Origin of the sequence: uncultured Pseudacidovorax sp., assembly GCF_913773995.1 — a bacterium.
Taxonomy (GTDB): domain Bacteria; phylum Pseudomonadota; class Gammaproteobacteria; order Burkholderiales; family Burkholderiaceae_C; genus Xenophilus.
In genome coordinates this window covers 1-20162 of record NZ_CAJYES010000129.1, presented here as the reverse complement: position 1 = coordinate 20162, position 20162 = coordinate 1, and the positions used below count along the sequence as shown (strand labels likewise).

Annotated in this window: 22 protein-coding genes; 13 read left to right on the top strand and 9 right to left on the bottom strand. The window is 67.1% G+C overall.

Features of this window, described 5'->3' with window-relative positions; genetic code table 11:
• A partial coding sequence (locus QZ772_RS11860; protein ID WP_295526327.1) for a pyruvate, water dikinase regulatory protein occupies window positions 1-744 on the bottom strand: 744 nt, incomplete at its 3' end.
• 201 nt (window positions 745-945) lie between these two features.
• Here QZ772_RS11860 and ppsA point away from each other — a divergent pair.
• From ppsA to dnaB, 6 genes are all read left to right on the top strand, one after another.
• Window positions 946-3339 (top strand): phosphoenolpyruvate synthase, encoded by a 2394-nt coding sequence (ppsA, locus tag QZ772_RS11855; RefSeq protein WP_295526325.1) that lies wholly within the window; start codon window positions 946-948, stop codon window positions 3337-3339.
• A gap of 220 nt (window positions 3340-3559) precedes the next feature.
• A complete protein-coding gene (gene rpsF / locus QZ772_RS11850; protein WP_017757860.1) occupies window positions 3560-3940 on the top strand; it encodes a 30S ribosomal protein S6 in 381 nt (126 codons plus the stop codon).
• A 1-nt stretch (window position 3941) separates the two neighbouring features.
• Complete coding sequence (priB, locus tag QZ772_RS11845) at window positions 3942-4247, top strand: primosomal replication protein N (RefSeq protein WP_295526322.1); 306 nt, start codon at window positions 3942-3944, stop codon at window positions 4245-4247.
• A gap of 21 nt (window positions 4248-4268) precedes the next feature.
• The gene (gene rpsR / locus QZ772_RS11840; protein WP_017757858.1) at window positions 4269-4550 is read left to right on the top strand and encodes a 30S ribosomal protein S18; all 282 of its coding nucleotides are present in this window, start codon (window positions 4269-4271) and stop codon (window positions 4548-4550) included.
• A 19-nt stretch (window positions 4551-4569) separates the two neighbouring features.
• Window positions 4570-5022 (top strand): 50S ribosomal protein L9, encoded by a 453-nt coding sequence (rplI, locus tag QZ772_RS11835; RefSeq protein WP_058640602.1) that lies wholly within the window; start codon window positions 4570-4572, stop codon window positions 5020-5022.
• Between the two features lie 198 nt (window positions 5023-5220).
• Window positions 5221-6633: a replicative DNA helicase gene (gene dnaB, locus QZ772_RS11830; protein WP_295526318.1), complete on the top strand. Its 1413-nt coding sequence runs from the start codon at window positions 5221-5223 to the stop codon at window positions 6631-6633.
• A 100-nt stretch (window positions 6634-6733) separates the two neighbouring features.
• On the opposite strand, the gene QZ772_RS11825 is transcribed toward dnaB, so the two are convergent.
• The 6 genes from QZ772_RS11825 to QZ772_RS11800 form a co-directional block, all read right to left on the bottom strand.
• Window positions 6734-7435: a YafY family protein gene (locus QZ772_RS11825; RefSeq protein WP_295526315.1), complete on the bottom strand. Its 702-nt coding sequence runs from the start codon at window positions 7433-7435 to the stop codon at window positions 6734-6736.
• A 16-nt stretch (window positions 7436-7451) separates the two neighbouring features.
• Window positions 7452-7955, bottom strand: coding sequence for an EVE domain-containing protein (locus QZ772_RS11820; RefSeq protein ID WP_295526312.1), 504 nt, complete (start codon window positions 7953-7955; stop codon window positions 7452-7454).
• A 4-nt stretch (window positions 7956-7959) separates the two neighbouring features.
• Window positions 7960-8331: a VOC family protein gene (locus QZ772_RS11815; protein ID WP_295526309.1), complete on the bottom strand. Its 372-nt coding sequence runs from the start codon at window positions 8329-8331 to the stop codon at window positions 7960-7962.
• A 175-nt stretch (window positions 8332-8506) separates the two neighbouring features.
• On the bottom strand, window positions 8507-10243 hold the full coding sequence (locus QZ772_RS11810; RefSeq protein WP_295526307.1) for a PhoH family protein: 1737 nt from the start codon (window positions 10241-10243) through the stop codon (window positions 8507-8509).
• Window positions 10244-10436: 193 nt separating this feature from the next.
• A complete protein-coding gene (locus QZ772_RS11805) occupies window positions 10437-10913 on the bottom strand; it encodes a peroxiredoxin (protein WP_017759323.1) in 477 nt (158 codons plus the stop codon).
• 153 nt (window positions 10914-11066) lie between these two features.
• Window positions 11067-11453 carry an Mth938-like domain-containing protein gene (locus QZ772_RS11800; protein WP_295526304.1) on the bottom strand — a complete coding sequence of 129 codons (387 nt, stop codon included), beginning with the start codon at window positions 11451-11453 and terminating at the stop codon, window positions 11067-11069.
• Window positions 11454-11520: 67 nt separating this feature from the next.
• On the opposite strand from QZ772_RS11800, the gene QZ772_RS11795 reads away from it, so the two are divergent.
• The 6 genes from QZ772_RS11795 to moaD are packed head-to-tail and all read left to right on the top strand — an operon-like array spanning window position 11521 to window position 17634.
• Window positions 11521-12744, top strand: coding sequence for a pyridoxal phosphate-dependent aminotransferase (locus QZ772_RS11795; protein ID WP_295526301.1), 1224 nt, complete (start codon window positions 11521-11523; stop codon window positions 12742-12744).
• Between the two features lie 54 nt (window positions 12745-12798).
• Window positions 12799-14121, top strand: a complete 1323-nt coding sequence (locus QZ772_RS11790) for a homoserine dehydrogenase (protein ID WP_295526330.1) — start codon at window positions 12799-12801, stop codon at window positions 14119-14121.
• Between the two features lie 10 nt (window positions 14122-14131).
• On the top strand, window positions 14132-15550 hold the full coding sequence (gene thrC / locus QZ772_RS11785) for a threonine synthase (RefSeq protein ID WP_295526296.1): 1419 nt from the start codon (window positions 14132-14134) through the stop codon (window positions 15548-15550).
• A complete protein-coding gene (mobB, locus tag QZ772_RS11780) occupies window positions 15547-16092 on the top strand; it encodes a molybdopterin-guanine dinucleotide biosynthesis protein B (RefSeq protein WP_295526292.1) in 546 nt (181 codons plus the stop codon). Before thrC ends, mobB begins: the two co-directional genes overlap by 4 nt.
• Window positions 16085-17380 (top strand): gephyrin-like molybdotransferase Glp, encoded by a 1296-nt coding sequence (glp, locus tag QZ772_RS11775; protein ID WP_295526290.1) that lies wholly within the window; start codon window positions 16085-16087, stop codon window positions 17378-17380. The genes mobB and glp overlap by 8 nt, the downstream gene beginning before the upstream one ends.
• Window positions 17377-17634: a molybdopterin converting factor subunit 1 gene (gene moaD / locus QZ772_RS11770; protein WP_295526287.1), complete on the top strand. Its 258-nt coding sequence runs from the start codon at window positions 17377-17379 to the stop codon at window positions 17632-17634. Before glp ends, moaD begins: the two co-directional genes overlap by 4 nt.
• 58 nt (window positions 17635-17692) lie before the next feature.
• Here the strand turns inward: moaD and QZ772_RS11765 are convergent, their stop codons facing one another.
• Window positions 17693-18640, bottom strand: coding sequence for a 4-hydroxy-tetrahydrodipicolinate synthase (locus QZ772_RS11765; protein ID WP_295526285.1), 948 nt, complete (start codon window positions 18638-18640; stop codon window positions 17693-17695).
• Between the two features lie 332 nt (window positions 18641-18972).
• On the opposite strand from QZ772_RS11765, the gene QZ772_RS11760 reads away from it, so the two are divergent.
• Window positions 18973-19452 carry a molybdenum cofactor biosynthesis protein MoaE gene (locus QZ772_RS11760; RefSeq protein WP_295526282.1) on the top strand — a complete coding sequence of 160 codons (480 nt, stop codon included), beginning with the start codon at window positions 18973-18975 and terminating at the stop codon, window positions 19450-19452.
• A gap of 63 nt (window positions 19453-19515) precedes the next feature.
• On the opposite strand, the gene QZ772_RS11755 is transcribed toward QZ772_RS11760, so the two are convergent.
• Window positions 19516-20162, bottom strand: a 647-nt coding sequence (locus tag QZ772_RS11755; RefSeq protein WP_295526279.1) for a hypothetical protein, incomplete at its 5' end; no start/stop codon positions are given.

The following is a 20162-nucleotide window of genomic DNA, read 5'->3' as shown; positions in this document are numbered from 1 at the left end:
AAGCCAGCGGATGCCGGCCCGGCGCATCATGGCCTCGGCCTCGCTGACTTCGTAGCGGCAGTTCTCGATGCTGGCATAGCGAGAGTTGGGCCGCCGCTCGTTGCGAATTTCCGATAGCCGCTCGGGCTGGATAGTGAGGCCGAAGATCTTCTTGCGGAAGGTCATGAGTGCGGGCGGCAGTTGCCGCCGGTCGAAGTCTTCGGGGATCAGCGGATAGTTGGCCGCCTTCAGCCCGTGCTGCATGGCCAGGTAGAGCGAGGTCGGCGTCTTGCCGCTGCGGCTCACGCCCACCAGGATCACGTCCGCCGCCTCCAAGTCCGCATGGCTCTGGCCATCGTCGTGCTGCAGGCTGAAGTCGATGGCGGCGATGCGGTCGTGGTATTCCTTGCTCTTGCTGATGTCCGAGAAGCGGCCGATGCGGTGGTTGGACTTCATCGCCAGCTCGATCTCCAGCGGCCGCACGAAGGTGCCGAAGAGGTCGAGCAGCATGCCCTTGCAGCCGGTCTCGATCACCTCCAGCACTTCCATGTTGGCCAGGGTGGTGAAGACGATGGGGCGGTAGCCTTCGAGTTCGGCCGTGTGGTTGATCTGCCGCACGGCCTGGTGCGCCTTGTCCACCGTGTCGGTGAAGGGCATGCGCACATGACGCGCCTTGAGTTCGAACTGGTTGAGCACGGCGTTGCCGAAGGTCTCGGCGGTGATGCCGGTGCCGTCCGAAACGAAGAAAACGGTGCGCTTGTGCATGGGGCGGCCTGTAGTTTCTGTCCTGCGGCGCCGGCTCGGGCCGGCCCCTACAATCCCGCAGATTATCGGCGCGCGCCCTCCGTGTGCCTCACCCGCATCCCTTCCCATGCAGTCGCCCCGCGCACCCAGAGCAAGAAGAACGATCGCGCCCGGCCGTCCGCTGCATGGAACACACCGCTTTTTAAACTCCGGAGTCTTCCCATGTCTGCCCTGTTCGAAGCGACCGCCCTGGTCGTGCCCTTCGAAAACCTGAGGATGAGCGACGTCGAGGCCGTTGGCGGCAAGAACGCCAGCCTCGGCGAGATGATTTCCCAACTGCCCGAGGGCGTGCGCGTGCCCACCGGCTTCGCCACCACCGCCCATGCCTTCCGCGAGTTCCTCGCGCACGAAGGCTTGACGCAGCGCATCAGCCAGCGCCTGGCCACCTTGGACATCGAAGACGTGCGCGCCCTGGCCGCCGCCGGTGCCGAGATCCGCGGCTGGATCGAGGCCCAGCCCTTCCCTGCCGACCTGGAGAAGGCCGTGCGCGAGCACTTCGCCAAGTTGAGCGCAGGCAATGACCAGGCCAGCTTCGCGGTGCGTTCTTCGGCCACTGCCGAGGATCTGCCCGACGCTTCCTTCGCCGGTCAGCAGGAGACTTTCCTGAACGTCGTCGGCATCGAGGACGTGCTGCACAAGATGAAGGAGGTGTTCGCCTCTCTCTACAACGACCGTGCCATCAGTTACCGCGTCCACAAGGGCTTCGCCCACGATGTGGTGGCCCTGTCGGCCGGCGTGCAGCGCATGGTGCGCTCCGACCTGGGTGCCGCAGGCGTGATGTTCACCATCGACACCGAATCGGGCTTCGACCAGGTCGTCTTCATCACCTCCAGCTACGGGCTGGGCGAGACGGTGGTGCAGGGCGCCGTCAACCCCGACGAGTTCTACGTCCACAAGCCGATGCTCGAAGCCGGCAAGCGCGCGGTGATCCGCCGCAACCTGGGCTCCAAGCTGATTCAGATGGAGTTCGCGACGCCCGAGGAAAAGAAGGCGTCGGGCAAGCTGGTCAAGACCACCGACGTCAAGACCGAACTGCGCAACCGCTATTCGCTGACCGATGCCGAGGTCGAGCAGCTGGCCAAGTACGCCATGGTCATCGAGAAGCACTACGGGCGCCCGATGGACATCGAATGGGGCAAGGACGGCAAGGACGGCCAGCTCTACATCCTGCAGGCCCGTCCCGAGACGGTGAAGAGCCAGCAGCAGGGCAAGGTCGAGCAGCGCTTCAAGCTCAAGGGCAAGAGCACCGTGCTGGCCGAAGGTCGCGCCATCGGGCAGAAGATCGGCACCGGCCCCGTGCGCCTGGTGCACAGCATCAGCGAGATGGACAAGGTGCAGGCCGGCGACGTGCTGGTCACCGACATGACCGACCCCAACTGGGAGCCCGTGATGAAGCGCGCCAGCGCCATCGTCACCAACCGGGGCGGGCGCACCTGCCACGCGGCCATCATCGCGCGCGAACTGGGCATCCCGGCCGTGGTCGGCTGCGGCGACGCCACCAGCCTGCTCAAGGACGGCACGCTGGTCACCGTCAGCTGCGCCGAGGGCGACACCGGCCGCATCTACGACGGGCTGCTGGAGACCGAAGTCACCGAGGTCCAGCGCGGCGAGATGCCCAAGATTCCGACCAAGATCATGATGAACGTGGGCAACCCGCAGCTCGCCTTCGACTTCGCCCAACTGCCCAACGAAGGCGTGGGTCTCGCGCGGCTGGAATTCATCATCAACAACAACATCGGCGTGCATCCGAAGGCCATCCTGGACTATCCGCAGGTCGATCCCGACCTGAAGAAGGCGGTGGAATCCGTGGCGCGCGGTCATGCCTCGCCCAAGGCCTTCTATGTCGACAAGGTGGCCGAGGGTGTCGCCACCATCGCGGCGGCCTTCTGGCCGAAGCCGGTGATCGTGCGCCTGTCGGACTTCAAGTCCAACGAGTACCGCAAGCTGATTGGCGGCAGCCGCTACGAGCCGGAGGAAGAGAACCCGATGCTGGGCTTCCGCGGCGCGGCGCGCTACATCAGCGCCGAGTTCGGCGAGGCCTTCGCCATGGAGTGCGAGGCGCTCAAGCGCGTGCGCAACGAGATGGGCCTGACCAACGTGCAGATCATGGTGCCCTTCGTGCGCACGCTGAAGCAGGCCGAGCGCGTGACCACGCTGCTGGGCGAGCACGGCCTCAAGCGCGGCGAGAACGAGCTCAAGATCATCATGATGTGCGAGGTGCCCAGCAACGCCATCCTGGCCGACGAGTTCCTGGAGTTCTTCGACGGCTTCTCTATCGGTTCGAACGACCTTACGCAGCTCACGCTGGGTCTGGACCGCGATTCGGGCCTCGAACTGCTTGCGGCCGACTTCGACGAGCGCGACCCGGCCGTCCAGGCCATGCTGTCGCGGGCGATCGAGGCCTGCAAGAAGCAAGGCAAGTACGTCGGCATCTGCGGCCAGGGCCCCAGCGACCATCCCGACTTCGCCCAGTGGCTGGCCGACCAGGGGATCGCTTCGATCTCGCTCAACCCCGACAGCGTGATCGACACCTGGCAGCGTCTGGCCCAGCGTTGATCGCGGTCTGAAGCGCCGTCCCTCGGGACGCGTGGCGCAAGGGGCGGCCTGCTTTGGCGGGTCGCCCTTTTGCTTTTTGGGGGTGTTGCGTTGTGGCGACGCGCCACCAGTTTCGGCATATACTCGTGGGCTTTCCCTTGCCACACCGCCTGGACGCGGCGGGTGGCTTTCCTGGACGGGCGCGCATGCGCGCAACGTCCGCAAACCCCCAAGGAGTGTCATGCGTCACTACGAAATCATTCTGCTGATCCACCCGGATCAAAGCGAGCAGGTTCCGGCCATGCTGGAGCGTTACAAGGGCATGATCGCCGCCGGCAACGGCAAGGTGCATCGTGTCGAAGACTGGGGCCGCCGCCAGCTGGCCTACCAGATCAACAAGCTGAACAAGGCCCACTACCTGTGCGTCAACATCGAGGCCGACCAGGCCGTGATGTCCGAACTGGAGCATGCCTTCAAGTTCAACGACGCCGTGCTGCGCCACCTGACCGTGCTGAAGAAGAAGGCCGACACCGGCCCCTCCTCGATGATGAAGACCGTCGAGCGCGAGGAAGCCCGCAAGGCCCAGCAGGCCGAGTACGCCGCCAACAACAGCAGCAACTGATGTGGCTGCGCCCGCTGCGGCCAACCACCTGCTCCTGACGGCCTGCATCGAAGAGCTTGCCGCCTTGCGTTTCACCCCAGCCGGGCTCCCGGCCATCGATCTGCGGCTCGATCATGAATCGACCCAGGACGAAGCCGGACAGACCCGGCAGGTGAAGGCGGCACTCAAGGCAGTGGCCTTTGGCGCAATGGCCGAGCGGCTCTCGCGGCAGTCGCTGGGCAGCCAGTGGCGGTTCCAGGGTTTCCTGGCCAACCCCCGCAATGGCAAGCACCCCGTGCTGCACATCACGGATTTTCAGCAAGATTAATTTTCGACAGAGGTCCCTCAAATGGCCACGTTCAAGAAATTCAACAAGGACAAGCGTCCGAAGCGCAACACCCAGTCGCTGCTGTTCAAGCGCAAGCGTTTCTGCCGCTTCACCGTCGCCGGTGTGGAAGAGATCGACTACAAGGACATCGACACCCTGCGCGACTTCGTCGGCGAGAACGGCAAGATCGTCCCCGCCCGCCTGACTGGCACCCGTGCCATCTACCAGCGTCAGCTGAACACCGCGATCAAGCGTGCCCGCTTCCTCGCGATGCTGCCGTACAGCGACCAGCACCGCGTCTGAGCCGGAAGGAGTCCATCCCATGCAAGTCATTCTTCTGGACAAGATCGTCAACCTCGGTGCGCTCGGCGACATCGTCAAGGTCAAGGACGGCTACGCCCGCAACTTCCTGATCCCGACCGGCCGTGCGCGCCGCGCCACCGAATCGGCCAAGGCCGAGTTCGAAGCCAAGCGTGCCGAGCTGGAAAAGGCGGCCGCCGCCAAGCTGGCCGAAGCCCAGTCGCAGGGCGAGAAGCTGTCCGGCTCCACCGTCAAGCTGACCCAGAAGGCCGGCGTCGATGGCCGCCTGTTCGGCTCGGTGACCAACCACGACATCGCCGACGAACTGAAGAAGTCCGGCTACGACGTGGCCAAGTCGCAAGTGCGCCTGCCCAACGGCCCGATCAAGACCGTGGGCGACACCACGGTGAGCGTGGCGCTGCACACCGACGTGGTCGTCGAGATCACCGTCACGGTGTACGGCGAAACCGCCTGATCCCGCTTCGTTGAACGGGCGTTCGCCACGGCGGACGTCCGCCAACCCTTGACCCAAGGCCGCCTCCGGGCGGCCTTGTCATTGGCACACCGGCCAGTTGTCCCCGTCTGCGCACCGCAATCCCACGGGTTGTCCCCAGACTTATCCCGTGACTCGGCTGCGATGGCGGCCTAGCATCGCCCGTCTGCACTGCACGCCATGTCCGCTGTCTTTTCCCCCTTCGCTCCCAACGACCCTTCCGGTGACCGGCAGGTGGCCCAACTGAGGGTGCCGCCGAACTCGGTGGAAGCCGAGTCCAGCGTGCTGGGTGGTCTGCTGCTGGACAACAGCGCCTGGGACCGCGTGGGCGATCTGCTCACCGACGGCGACTTCTACCGTCATGAGCACAAGCTGATCTTCTCGGCCGTCGGCCAACTGATCAACGGCAACAAGCCGGCGGACGTGATCACGGTGCACGAGCACCTGCAGAACCTCGGTCAGTCCGAGGAGACGGGCGGTCTGGCCTACCTCAACTCGCTGGCGCAGTTCGTGCCCAGCGCGAGCAACATCCGCCGCTACGCCGAGATCGTCCGCGAGCGGGCGGTGCTGCGAAAGCTCATCTCTGCCGCCGACGAGATTTCGACCGCTGCCTTCAATCCGCAGGGCAAGGCGGTCGACAAGATCCTGGACGAGGCCGAGCAGAAGATCTTCAACATCGGCGAAGAAGGCTCGCGCAACAAGCAGGGCTTCCACAGCATGGACTCGCTGGTGGTCGAACTGCTGGACCGCGTGACCGAGATGGCCGACAACCCCAACGACATCACAGGGGTGCCGACCGGCTTCTACGACTTCGACCGCATGACCTCAGGCATGCAGGCCGGCGACATGATCGTCCTGGCGGCGCGTCCGTCCATGGGTAAGACCTCGCTGGCCATCAACATCGCCGAGCACGTGGCGCTCAATGAGGGGCTGCCGGTGGCAGTGTTCTCGATGGAAATGGGGGCCGCGCAGTTGGCCATCCGTATCGTGGGCTCCATCGGTCGTATCGATCAGGGTCACCTGCGCACCGGCAAGCTGACCGACGAGGAGTGGCCCCGCCTGACCGAGGCGATCGAGAAGCTGCGCAACATCTCGCTGCACATCGATGAGACGCCGGGTCTGTCCACGAGCGAGTTGCGTGCCAATGCGCGACGCCTCGCGCGCCAGTGCGGCCAGTTGGGCCTGATCGTGGTCGACTACCTGCAGCTGATGAGCGTCTCGGGCGGCATGGCCGACGAGAACCGTGCGACGGCGGTGGGCGAGATCTCCCGGGGCCTCAAGATGCTGGCCAAGGAGCTCAAGTGCCCGGTGATCGCGCTCTCGCAGCTGTCGCGTGGCGTGGAAAGCCGCACCGACAAGCGCCCCATGATGAGCGACCTGCGCGAATCGGGCGCCATCGAGCAGGACGCCGACGTGATCATGTTCATCTACCGCGACGACTACTACAACAAGGACTCCAAGGAGCCGGGCGTGGCCGAGGTGATCATCGCCAAGCAGCGTAACGGCCCGACGGGGACGGTGAAGCTGGCCTTCCTGAAGCCGCTGACCAAGTTCGAGAACCTCGCGACCGGCTTCGGCGGCGACGATTTCTGAGTGCGCTCTGTGGCCGGCTCTGGCCGGCAGGCCCGCCTGAGGTTGTTCCTTGGCTGCGAACCGCTGATCCGCACCGTCCGCCGGCGTGGCGGGCTGCCATTCAGAAAGCCCGACCTTCCGCGCAATTGGCTTCGATGCGGCGGCGCAGGTCGGCCAGCGTGCGGCCGGGCTCGTCCCTGAAGACTTCCTCCAGCATCCGCGCGTCGCGGATCCGGTCCATGCGGAAGGCGCGGAAGTCCTGCCGCAGCTCGCACCAGGCGGCCAACGTCCATACCTTGCCCCAATAGAAGCAGCCCAGCGGGCGCACTTGGCGCTCGCTGGGCTTGCCGCCCTCGTCGCGGTAGTCAAGCCAGAGCTTGCGGCGGGCTTGCGCGGCCTCGCGCAGCGTGCCCAGGTGCATGCGGGTCACGTCGTCCAGGGCCATGACGGGTGCATACAGCGCCAGGGATTCGGCCGCCGCGCGTGCCGTCGCCGGCAGCACCGAGAGGATCTTGCCCAGTGCGCCCTCGATGTTGGTCCCCATCGCGGGATCGACCCAGCTTTGCGCCAGCCGCGCCGCTGCCACCAGCGCGCGGGCTTCGTCCTGCGTGAACATGAGTGGCGGCAGGTCGAAACCCTGGCCCAGCCGGTAACCGATGCCGGCCTCGCCTTCCAGTGGCACGCCCTGGCGCTGCAGGTCGGCGATGTCGCGGTAGACGGTGCGCTCCGACACCTCCAACCGCTGGGCCAGAAAGGCCGCGGTGGTCAGCCGCCGACCGCGGATCAGCTGGACGATCTGAAAGAGGCGGTCGGCACGGCGCATGGGTCGCAAGTGCTGTTCAGTGGGGCGACGAAAAATCGAGTGGGGCCTGCATCGCGCCCGCGATCAGGTGCATGTCTTCCGCGGCGACCTCAAAAAGGCCAAAGCGCAGCTTATAGCCCCAATGACGCGAATCTCGCGTGAAGGCCAACTGGTCGAGCAGACCGGCGATGGCCACCTCGCGGGCCTCGGCATAGTGCACATCGCGCCGCCAGGGCATGAAGCCGTTGCCCATGTTCGCCTGGTAGGGCGAGCCGGGCGCCACGGTGCCGACGGAGACGAAGGCCTGCAGCCGGTCGCGGCCACCGAATCGCTCCGAGGGCGCGTAGTACGCCACGTAGTCGCCCGGCGACACGCGCTTCAGCGGCGAGCCGCGGCCATGGCAGACCTGCATGAAGCCGGCCGGGCGGTGGTCCCGGCCCAGGCGGGCGTGTTCCGCGCTGGCCACGGCGATCCAGTGGCGAGCCGCCCGTCGGGACTGGCGCGGGGTGGACATCAGCAGCCCGAGCGGTGCGGTCGGCATGGGCTCAGTCCTTGGCATGCAGGCCGACCAGATTGCCTTCCGGATCGCGCAGCAGTGCGAAGTAGCCGACCTCCGGCGCGATCAGCGTGCGTGGCGTGACGACCTGGCCGCCTGCGGCCACGGCGCGGTCGAGCGCTGCCTGGACGCTCGGCGCACAGTCGAGGTAGACGACGGTGCCGCCTTCGCTGGCCTTGTGGCCGGGCCGGTGTGCCAGGCAACCGCCGGCGCCCGGCTTGTCGTGGGCGAACACGATCATGGTGTCGCCGCCCAGGTCTTCGGTGCCGCGCATGGGGCGGTCTAGCAGGCGCTCGTAGAAGCGTTGGGCGGCGGCGAGATCGGCGACGGGAATGTCGAACCAGGTGTTGGCGTTGCGCATGGAATGGCTCCTCGATGGTGTTGAACAGGAGCGTGATGCTGCGCCGGGTCTCCTGACAGCGTGTTGTCAGTAGGCTGCCGGGGTCCGCTGCTGCTCGACAACTGCCCAGGAAAAAGCCCGCGCGGCCTCGCGGCGGCGCGGGCTTTGACGAGGATGCGACGGCGACCGGCCGGCCTCAGAGCACGTCGCTCGCGAAGTCGGCCAGGCGCGAGCGCTCGCCGCGCGCCAGCGTGATGTGCCCGCTGTGCGGCCAGCCCTTGAAGCGGTCGACCGCAAAGGTCAGGCCGGAGGAACCTTCGGTCAGGTAGGGCGTGTCGATCTGCGCCAGGTTGCCCATGCAGATGATCTTGGTACCCGGGCCGGCGCGGGTGATCAGCGTCTTCATCTGCTTGGGCGTCAGGTTCTGCGCTTCGTCGATGATCACGTACTTGTTGAGGAAGGTGCGGCCGCGCATGAAGTTCATGCTCTTGATCTTGATCTTGGAGCGGATCAGCTCATTGGTGGCGGCGCGGCCCCACTCACCGGCGCCACCGCCGTCGCCCTTGGCCAGGAACTCCAGGTTGTCGTCCAGGGCGCCCATCCAGGGGCCCATCTTCTCTTCCTCGGTGCCGGGCAGGAAGCCAATGTCCTCGCCCACGCTCACGGTGGCGCGGGTCATGATGATCTCGGTGTAGCGGCGGTCGTCGAGCACCTGCGTCAGGCCCGAGGCCAGGGCCATCAGCGTCTTGCCGGTGCCAGCGGTGCCGGTCAGGGTGACGAAGTCGATGTCCGGGTCCATGAGCAGATTCATGGCGAAGTTCTGCTCGCGGTTGCGCGTGGTCACGCCCCAGACGGCGTTCTTGCCCGAGCTGTAGTCCTTCAGCGTCTTGAGCACTGCCGTCTTGTCGCGCACTTCCGTCACGCGCGCGTACATGCTCGGCTCGCCGGGCGCCTCGAAATAGACGAACTGGTTGATGTAGAGGCTGGGCACCAGCGGCCCGGTGATGCGGTAGAAGGTGCTGCTGCCCGACTGCCAGCTTTCCACGGCCTTGCTCTGGCGCGTCCAGAAGTCGGCCGGCAGCGCGAGCGAGCCGGAATACAGCAGGTCGCCGTCTTCCAGTGCCTTGTCGTTCTGGTAGTCGTCGGCGTCGAGGCCCAGGGCGCGTGCCTTGACGCGCATGTTGATGTCCTTGGACACCAGCACGACCTCGCGCTTGTCGCCACCCTTGTCCTTTTCATGCAGCACGCGCAGCGCCTGCACCACGCCGAGGATCTGGTTGTCTGCCTTGCCCTGGGGCAGGCTGGTCGGCAGCTGATAGTCCAGCGGCTGGGTCTGGAAGAACAGGCGGCCACCGGCCTCCTTGTGGCCGGTCGTGTCGAGCTTGAGCCCTGCGCTCATGTCGGCACCCTGCGCCGCGGCCAGGGCGTCCAGGGTGCGGCTGGCCTGGCGGCCATTGCGCGCGACTTCCGTGGTGCCCTTCTTGTGGCCGTCCAGTTCCTCCAGCACGATCATCGGCAGGTAGATGTCGTGCTCCTCGAAGCGGAACAGGCAGGTCGGGTCGTGCAGCAGCACGTTGGTGTCGAGCACGAACAGGCGCTTGGGGCCGCTCTTCTTCACGCTGCGCTTGCGGCGCTCCCGCGCCGGTTCGTCGGCCACGCGGCTGGCCAGGGGGGCCGGCGGCAGCGGGGCGACGACCGGCTCGGCCTGGCGCGCGATGGCCGGCGCGGCGATGGGCGCCGGCGCCACGGCAGGCGAGGCGCCGCCCGCATCGGGCAACTGGCGGTCGTCGAACAGCGTGGGGGATTCTTTCCGCGCGTCCGTCTGCCGTTCAGCCGAAGTACGGCGCGCCTTGGGGGCGGCGCGCGCCGGCGCGTCGAGCGCTTCCGGCGAAAGCAGGGCTGCACGCTTGGTCGGGGCGGGGGGCAGGGGCATGGAGGAACAGGCTCGCTGAAAAATCGCGCACGAAGGCGCAAGGGCCGAAAAACGAAAAAGCCGCCTGGAGACCAGGGCGGCTTTTTTCGGGGGATGCAGTCGTCGGGCTCAACGGCATGAGGCCATTATGCACACCGGCGGAGGCCTTCCTCGTGACGGATCGGGCCGACCGGCAAGCCCGGCGCAGACGCAATCAGGCGGCCTTTTTCAGCGCCTTGACTTCCTTGAGGACTTCGTCCACGTGGCCGGGCACCTTGAGCCCGCGCCATTCGGCCTTGAGCACGCCGTCGGGGCCGATGAGGAAAGTGCTGCGCTCGATGCCCTTGACCTTCTTGCCGTACATGATCTTGTTCTTCACCACGCCGAACATGTGGCACATCTTTTCTTCGGTGTCGGCGATCAGTTCGAAGGGCAGCTCGAGCTTGGCCTTGAACTCGTCGTGTGACTTCATGTTGTCGCGCGACACGCCGAACACCACGGCGCCGGCCTTCACGAAGTCCTTGTAGTGGTCGCGGAACTGCATGGCCTCGGTGGTGCAGCCGGGCGTGTTGTCCTTGGGATAGAAGTACAGCACGACGGTCTGGCCGAGGTGGGACGTGTTCGAGACCTTGATTCCGCCGGTGGCGCTGGCATCGAATTCGGGAATGGGTTTGTTGACAACGATCGCCATGAAACTTGTAATCTCCGCTCTGGGTTCCCGAGAAATGACGCGAAACCGGGGCCCCTTGCTGCAACGAGATTGCGTTACACGACGCAATCAGGTGCAAGTTTTCCGAGGGAACGCGGTCCGGTCTGCAACCGCCGATTTTATCCCGATTGCAAATCAGCCGATAGCTGTCCGTGCTTCCAAAAGGAGGGCGGCCACGACGTGACGCCCTTCGCCGGCCAGGATGTTGTAGGTCCGGCATGCCGCTGCGGTGTCCATGGTCTCCACGCCAGTGCCGGCCGCGATGAGCGGGGCAATCCAAGCCGGCTTCGGAAAGCGGATGCGGTCGCCGCTGCCGAAGATCACCACCTCGGCCTTCAACGCCGCGAGCTGCGCGAAATGCTCTGGCGTGAGCGCCTCGAACCGTTCGCAGGGCCAGTCGAAGCGCTCGTCGCGCGAACCCACGACCACGCTCGCATCCACCCGCTGACCCTTGATGGCCACCCATCCGGGCCCGGTCGCGGTGACGGTCTGGACGTCGTGTTTGTCGGGCTGGAGCTTCATCGGGCCGGGGCTTTCATCTGTGTTCCAATTGTAGGTTTCCCCTTTAGCGGCGCCCCTCGGAGGGACTTTGAAAGCGATCAAGAAATCGGCCAAGCTGGCCCATGTGCTGTACGACATCCGCGGACCCATCATGGACGCGGCCAAGCAGATGGAGGAAGAGGGCCAGAAGATCATCAAGCTAAATATCGGCAACCTCGCGCCCTTCGGCTTCGACGCACCCGAAGAGGTGCAGCAGGACATGATCCGCCACCTGCCGGCGTCGGCGGGTTACTCCGACAGCAAGGGCATCTTCGCCGCGCGCAAGGCGGTGATGCACTACACCCAGCAGCAGGGCATCGCCGGCGTCACGCTCGAGGACATCTACCTGGGCAATGGCGCCAGCGAGCTGATCGCGATGGCCACCAATGCGCTGCTGGACGACGGCGACGAACTGCTGCTGCCCGCGCCCGACTATCCGCTGTGGACGGCGGTCACCAGCCTGTCCGGGGGCAAGCCGGTCCACTACCTGTGCGACGAGGCCAACCAGTGGATGCCCGACCTGGACGACATCCGCGCCAAGATCACGCCGCGCACCAAGGGCATCGTGGTCATCAACCCCAACAACCCGACGGGTGTCGTCTACAGCGACGCGCTGCTCAAGGGCCTGGTCGAGATCGCCCGCGAACACGAGCTGGTGCTGCTGGCCGACGAGGTCTACGACAAGGTGCTGTATGACGGCACAAGGCACACGGCCCTGGCCAGCCTGTCGACCGACGTGCTGACGCTGACCTTCAACTCGCTGTCCAAGAGCTACCGCTCCTGCGGCTACCGCGCGGGCTGGATGGTGGTGTCGGGCGACAAGCGAGCCGCCAGCGACTACATCGAAGGCCTGAACATGCTGGCCAACATGAAGCTGTGCTCCAACGTGCCGGGCCAATGGGCCATCCAGACGGCGCTGGGCGGCTACCAGAGCATCAACGAGCTCGTCGGCCCCGGCGGCCGGCTGCGCCGCCAGCGTGATCTGGCCTATGACCTGATCACGTCCATTCCCGGCGTGAGCTGTGTCAAGCCGCAGGCGGCCCTGTACATGTTCCCGCGCCTCGATCCCAAGGTCTATCCCATTGCGGACGACCGGCAGTTCTTCCTGGAGCTGCTGAAGGAAACCCGCGTCATGCTGGTGCAGGGCACCGGCTTCAACTATCCCGACCAGCAGCACTTCCGCATCGTCTTCCTGCCCCACGAGGACGACCTGCGAGAGGCCATCGCCCGCATCGAACGCTTCCTGGCGCGCTACCGCCAGCGCCACGCCTGAATTTCCCGAGCCTTCCGATAGATTGACGAGTGATCCGCTATGACGACTGAATCCCTGAAACCCATCCAGGTCGGCCTGCTCGGCATCGGCACCGTGGGCAGCGGCACCTTCGAGGTGCTGCGCCGCAACCAGGAAGAGATCCGCCGCCGCGCCGGCCGCGGCATCGAGATCACCATGGTGGCCGATCTCGACACCGAGCGCGCCCGTCGCGTGGTGGGCGAGGGCGTGAAGGTGGTGGGCGACGCCCGCGAGGTGATCGCCAATCCCGAGATCGACATCGTGATCGAGCTGATCGGCGGCTACGGCATCGCCAAGGCGCTGGTGCTCGAAGCCATCGCGGCCGGCAAGCATGTGGTCACGGCCAACAAGGCGCTGCTGGCCGTACATGGCACCGAGATCTTCGCGGCCGCCCACCAGCGCGGCGTGATGGTGGCCTTCGAGGCCGCGGTGGCTGGCGGCATCCCGATCATCAAGGCCCTGCGCGAAGGCCTGACGGCCAACCGCATCGAGTGGATCGCCGGCATCATCAACGGCACCACCAACTTCATCCTGTCGGAGATGCGGGACAAGGGCCTGGACTTCGCCACCGTCCTCAAAGAAGCGCAGCGCCTGGGCTATGCCGAGGCCGACCCCACCTTCGACATCGAAGGCGTGGACGCCGCCCACAAGCTCACGCTGATGAGTGCCATCGCCTTCGGCGTGCCTGTGCAGTTCGACAAGGCCTACGTCGAAGGCATCACGCAACTGGCCGCGCAGGACATCAAGTACGCCGAGCAACTGGGCTACCGCATCAAGCTGCTGGGCGTGACGCGCCGCACGGCCAAGGGCATCGAGCTGCGCGTGCACCCCACGCTGGTGCCGGCCAAGCGCCTGCTGGCCAATGTGGAAGGCGCGATGAACGCCGTGGTGGTGCACGGCGACGCCGTCGGCACCACGCTGTACTACGGCAAGGGCGCGGGCAGTGAGCCCACGGCCAGCGCCGTGATCGCCGACCTGGTGGACATCACCCGCCTGCATTCGGCCGACGTGCAGCACCGCGTGCCCTACCTGGCCTTCCATCCGCAGTCGATGAGCGACCTGCCAGTGCTGCCGATGAGCGAGGTCACCAGCAGCTACTACCTGCGGCTGCGCGTCGCCGACCAGGCCGGCGTGCTGGCCAAGGTGACCGGCCTGCTGGCCACGGCCGGCATCAGCATCGACGCCGTGCTGCAGCGCGAGGCTGAAGATGTGGGCGGCGAAGGCTCCACCGACACCGACCTGATCATCCTGACCCACGACGCGCGTGAAGGCGCCGTCGACAGCGTGATCGCCGAGCTGCAGGCCCTGCCCACGGTGCTCGCGCCGGTGGTGCGCCTGCGCAAGGAAGAGCTGCGCTGACCACGACGCGATGAACTACCTCTCCACCCGAGGCGACCCGACGCCCCGCAAGTTCTGCGAAATCCTGCTCGAAGGCCTGGCGCCCGATGGCGGCCTGTACCTGCCGGAGCGTTATCCGCAGGTCGACGCCACCATGCTCGCGCGCTGGCGCACGCTGGCCTACCACGAGCTGGCCTTCGAGATCCTGTCGCTCTACATCGACGACATCCCGGCCGACGACCTGCGCACCCTGTGCGCGAAGACGTATACCGAAGAGGTCTTCGGCACGGCCGACATCACGCCGCTGCGCGAACTGGAAGACGGCGTCTACCTTGAAGGCCTGTCCAATGGCCCCACGCTCGCCTTCAAGGACATGGCGATGCAGCTGCTCGGCAACCTGTTCGAGTACGAACTGGGTCGCCGCGGCGAGCAGCTGAACATCCTGGGCGCCACCAGCGGCGACACCGGCAGTGCGGCCGAGTACGCCATGAAGGGCAAGAAGGGCGTGCGCGTCTTCATGACCTCGCCCGACGGCCGGATGAGCCCCTTCCAGCAGGCGCAGATGTTCAGTCTGCAGGACGCCAATATCCACAACATCGCCATCACCGGCGTGTTCGACGACTGCCAGGACATCGTCAAGGCGGTGAGCAACGACCTGGCCTTCAAGCGCCAGTACCGCATCGGCACTGTCAATTCGATCAACTGGGCGCGCCTTCTTGCCCAGGTCGTCTACTACTTCAAGGGGTGGATCGAAGCCACCGGTCCGCAGGGCGGCGAAGTGAGCTTCACCGTGCCCTCCGGCAACTTCGGCAACGTCTGCGCCGGCCATGTGGCGCGCATGATGGGGCTGCCGATCCGCAAGCTGGTGGTGGCCACCAACGAGAACGACGTGCTCGACGAGTTCTTCCGCACCGGCGTCTACCGCGTGCGGGGCGCGGCCGACACGCATGAAACCTCCAGCCCGTCCATGGACATCAGCAAGGCCAGCAACTTCGAGCGTTTCGTGTTCGACCTGCTGGGCCGCGACGGTGCGCGCACCAAGTCGCTGTTCCAGGACGCATTGGCCCGCGAAGGCAAATTCGACCTGAGCGCCGATCCGGTCTTCGCCGATGCGGCGGGACGCTTCGGCTTCCGCTCTGGCCGCAGCACGCATGCCGACCGACTGGTCACCATCCGCGACACCGATGAGCGCTTCGCCGTGCTCATCGACACCCACACGGCCGACGGCCTGAAGGTGGCGCGCGAGCACATCGAGCCCGGCGTACCGATGGTCGTGCTCGAGACGGCACTGCCCATCAAGTTCGCCGCCACCATCGTCGAGGCCCTGGGCCGCGAGCCCGACCGGCCGGCCAGGTTCGAGGGCATCGAGTCGCTGCCCAAGCGCGTGGCGCGCCTGCCGGCCGATGCCGAGCAGGTGAAGCGCTACATCGCGGAGCACTGCGCCGCATGAAGGTCGTGGTCTTTGCCGGCTACTCCGGGGCGGGCAAGACCACCCTGGTCGAGCAGGTGATTGCCGAGCTGCGCCAGCAGGGCCAGCGGGTGTCGGTCATCAAGCATGCCCACCACAAGTTCGACATCGACCACCCGGGCAAGGACAGCTGGCGCCACCGCCAGGCCGGCGCCTTCGAGGTGGTCGTCGCCTCAGACCGGCGCATGGCGCTGATGCGCGAATTCGAGCAGCCGACCGAGCCCCATGTGCACCACCTGCTGGCCCAACTGTGGGATGGCGTGGACTGGGTGCTGGTCGAAGGCTTCAAGCACTGCGACCTGCACAAGGTCGAAGTCATGCGCCGCATCGAGCCGGGCCAGGCGCCGCGCCCGGCGCTTTACCCCCTTGACGAACTCGTCTGCGCCATCGCCACCGACACGACCGAGAACCTGCCCCAGCCCACCGGCCTGCCAGTCTTCGACCTGGACGATGCCGCGGGCGTGGCGCAATGGCTGCTGCAGAGCGGTGAACGCTTCGTCTACCACCCCGAGCACGATGTCTGACGCCACCGCTGCCCCGGCGCCCGCTGCGCGCCGCCCGCTGATGCCCCTGGACGACGCCCTGGCCCGACTGCTGGCCCAGGCGCAGCCGCTGGCGGGCATCGAGGACTGCAACACCTTCGACGCCGACGGCCGCGTGCTGGCGTGCGACTTGGTCGCTGCGCTGACCGTGCCGCCGACGGACAACAGCGCCATGGACGGCTATGTTGTGCGCGTGGCCGACTGCACCGCGCCGGGCACGGTGCTGCGCGTGGCGCAGCGCATCCCGGCCGGCAGCACCGGCGGGCCACTGGCGGCTGGCACCGCGGCGCGCATCTTCACCGGCGCGCCTGTCCCGCCCGGTGCCGATGCCGTGGTCATGCAGGAGGACACCGAGGCGCTGCCCGAAGAGGGCGGCCTGGGTCAGGTACGGGTCACGGCAATGCCGCGGGTCGGGCAGTGGATCCGTCGTGCCGGCGAAGACGTCGAGCGCGGCAGCGTGGTGCTCGCTGCCGGACAGCGCCTCACGCCGCAGGCCCTGGGCCTGGCCGCCAGCATTGGCTTCGCCACCCTGCCGGTGCGCCGCCGGCCGCGCGTGGCCATGCTTTCCACCGGCGACGAACTGGTCATGCCCGGCACCATCGCGCCCGACGCCATGCCGCCCGGCGCCATCTACAACTCCAATCGCTTCTTCCTGCGGGCGCTGCTGCTGCGCATGGGTTGCGACGTGCAGGACCTGGGCCTGGTGCCCGACCGGCTGGAGGCCACCATCGAAGGCCTGCGCGCCGCCGCGGCCCGCAACGACCTGATCATCACCACCGGCGGCGTGTCGGTGGGTGAAGAGGACCATGTGAAGGCCGCCGTGCAGTCGCTGGGCACGCTGGAGCACTGGGCGCTGGCCATCAAGCCGGGCAAGCCCTTCGCCTACGGCACCATCGCCCGGCCGGTGCTCGAAGAGGGCGGGATCGACCGGTGCCATGTCTGCGGGCTGCCGGGCAACCCGGTCTCCAGCTTCATGACCTTCCTGCTGCTGGTGCGGCCCTTCCTGATGGCGCTGCTGGGCGCCAACCAGGCCGTGCCGGCCGCGGTTCAGATGACGGCCGGCTTCGACTGGCCGCGGCCCGACCGACGGCGCGAGTTTCTGCGCGCGCGCATCGGTGCAGACGGCCGGCTCGAGCTCTTCGCCAACCAGAGCTCGGGCGTGCTGACCTCCACCGTCTGGGGCGACGGCGTGATCGACAACCCGGGCGGCCAGGCGATCGCCGTGGGCGATGCCGTGCGGTTCATTCCTTTCAATGCGTGGTTGGCATGACGAGGAAAGTCCAGGTTCGCTACTTCGCTTCGATCCGCGAGGCCCTGGGCCACGGCGAAGAAACCGTCGAGACCCAGGCCACGACGCTCGGCGCCCTGCGCGACGAACTGATCGCGCGCGGCGAGCCTCATGCTGCGGTGCTGGCACGCGGCCGCGCTGTGCGGCTGGCCGTGGACCAGGTCATGGCGAAGGAGGACGCCGCGCTGCGCGACGGGGCCGAGGTCGCCTTCTTTCCGCCCGTCACAGGCGGCTAGGCGCCCGTTCATCCTCTGCGGCCCTGCCTCGGCGCTTTCCAGTCGACGCTGCTCGGCCTCATTCGCCGCCGGACAGCGTCGCATCCAACGCCAGCAGGCGTGCCTTCAATGCCGCACCCGTACTGGTCATCGGTGCGCGCAAGTCCCCGGTCATCTCTCCCCGGCCGCTCAGCAGGGCCTTGAGCGGCGCCGGATTGGGCTCTTCGAACAAGCCCTCGATCAGCGGCAGCAGCGGCTGCCACAGCGCCCGCGCCTCCAGCAGCCTGCCCTGGCGCAGCAGCGTGATGACGCGGGCCAGCCGTGCCGTCTGCACATGGGCGCAGGCTGCGATGGCGCCGCAGCCGCCTTCGGCAACCGTGGGAAAGATCTGGGCGTCCTCGCCCGCCAGCACCTGTAGCCGGCCATCGGCGATCAGGGCGCGGGTCTTGGCGAAGTCGCCACCGCAGTCCTTGACGCCGACGATGCGCGGGTGCGCGGCCAGGGCCAGCAGCGTGTCGCGGGCCAGCGTGCTGCCCGTGCGATACGGGATGTCGTAGACGAGCACCGGCACCGGGCTGGCATCGGCCAGCTGCTGGAACCAGTCGAGCAGGCCCGCCTGCGAAGGCCGGATGTACAGCGGTGCGGGCAACAGCACGCCCGCCAGGTCTGCGCTGCCCAGGGCGCGCAGGCGCCGCCCGGTGTCGGCCAGGTGGTAGCCGGAGATGCCGAGCACCCGGCGCACACCCGGCGCGACGTCGGCAACGGTGGCCAGCACGGCCTGCTGCTCGGCGTCGCTCAGGGACGCGGCCTCGCCCGTGGAGCCGCAGACCACGAAGCCGGCGATCGGCTCCGCGGCCAGGCGAAGGGCCAGCGCCGCGAGGGCCGCATGGTCCACGGACCCATCGCGCAAGGGCGTGACCAGCGGCACCCAGAGGCCCGAGAAGTCGCGGCTCGGCGCGACATCCGGCGATGCGGCGAGGGCCGCCGACGCCGGGTCGTTGGAGAGGAGGGAGGCAGAAGAGGGCACGCGTTTTCCTTGAACGACAGGGTTCGACCGACGATGAAACCGTCGGCGGATGCATGCAACAGGGAAACGGAAGGACGGCTGCTGCCGCCCGGAGGCTGCCGTGTCGCTCATCCGACGACGGCAGCCGCAGCTCCGGTCAGATGAGCTGGACTTTTTTGGATTTGGCCGCGACCCGAGGCTGCATGCCCGCCGACTGGACGCAATGCCAGGCGGACGCGGTAGGCAGATCGGGGAAGGCCATGGGGCGCGAGTGTAGCGAGACCGGTCCGGTCTGGGCGCCCGCGGGCTGCTCACACGCCAGCCCGCGCCATCGGGCGCGGCAGAATGGGCGGATGACTGCCCCATCGCGCGTTCGCATCCAGACCGAGGACTTCGACCTGTCCACCGAGGTGGCCCTGCTGCGGGCCGGCAATGCGGGCGTCGGCGCTGTCTGCGCCTTCGTCGGCACGGTGCGCGACCACAGCGAGGGCGCTGCCGTGGCGGCCATGGAGCTGGAGCACTACCCGGGCATGACCGAGTCCTCCATCGAGGCCATGATCGACGAGGCGCACCGCCGCTTCGACATCCTGGGCGCACGGGTGGTGCATCGGGTCGGCCCGTTGCAGCCGGCGGATCAGATCATGATGGTGGCCGTCGTCTCGGCCCACCGCGGCCAGAGCTTCGAGGCCTGCGAGTTCCTGATGGACTATCTCAAGACGCAGGCGCCGTTCTGGAAGAAGGAGTCGACGCCCGACGGCGCCCGCTGGGTGGATGCGCGGGTCAGCGACGATCGCGCCCTGGCGCGTTGGGGGCTGGATCTGCCCAACGCGTGAATCGCGCGCCGGTCGTCCGTCGCGCGGGCATCGCTCAGGCCCTGCGCGACGCCGGAGGCACGTTCAGGAGCCGTCCGTCAGCCGGCGCCAGGAAATCCGGCGTGTGCCCGACGGACTGCTCAGATTGCCCAACTGCGTTGTGATCGGCTTGCCCGTCGAATCCTTCGTCGTCGCGACGATGCGGCCGGACGAGGTGACGGCCAGCGCGGCCGAGCTCGACACCCCCGCGCTCGACAGCAAGCCCCCGACGTTGGTCGCACCGTTCACCGCGAGGCCGGTGGCGAAGTTCACGTAGTTGATGTAGCTCGATCCGCCCGTCGTGCAGGCCCCGCCGTTGCTGGGCGTGTTCGACACATAGACCAGCGTGCCTGCGTACAGGACCGGGTCCACATCCACCCGCTCGCTGGCGTTCGGCAGGTCGGCGAACCAGCCGTTCATGGTCCTGAAGTCCGTCGTCGTGCTGGACAGGCCGGTGGCCGTTCGCGTGCCGGCGTTGTCGGTCAGCGTGATGCGCATGAAGCAGTTGCTCAGGGTGCCGGTGGAACAGGCATTGGTGCGCGGCGCGTTGAACAGGGCGCCGCTGGCGTTGGTGGTCAGCGGGTCCTTGATGGCGTACATGGTCTGGGATTGCGTGGTGGTCACTTTTGCGTTGTAAAAATCTACATCGCTTGAGCCTTCTTCGAGTTTGCTAAGCGCGACCTGTGCCATAC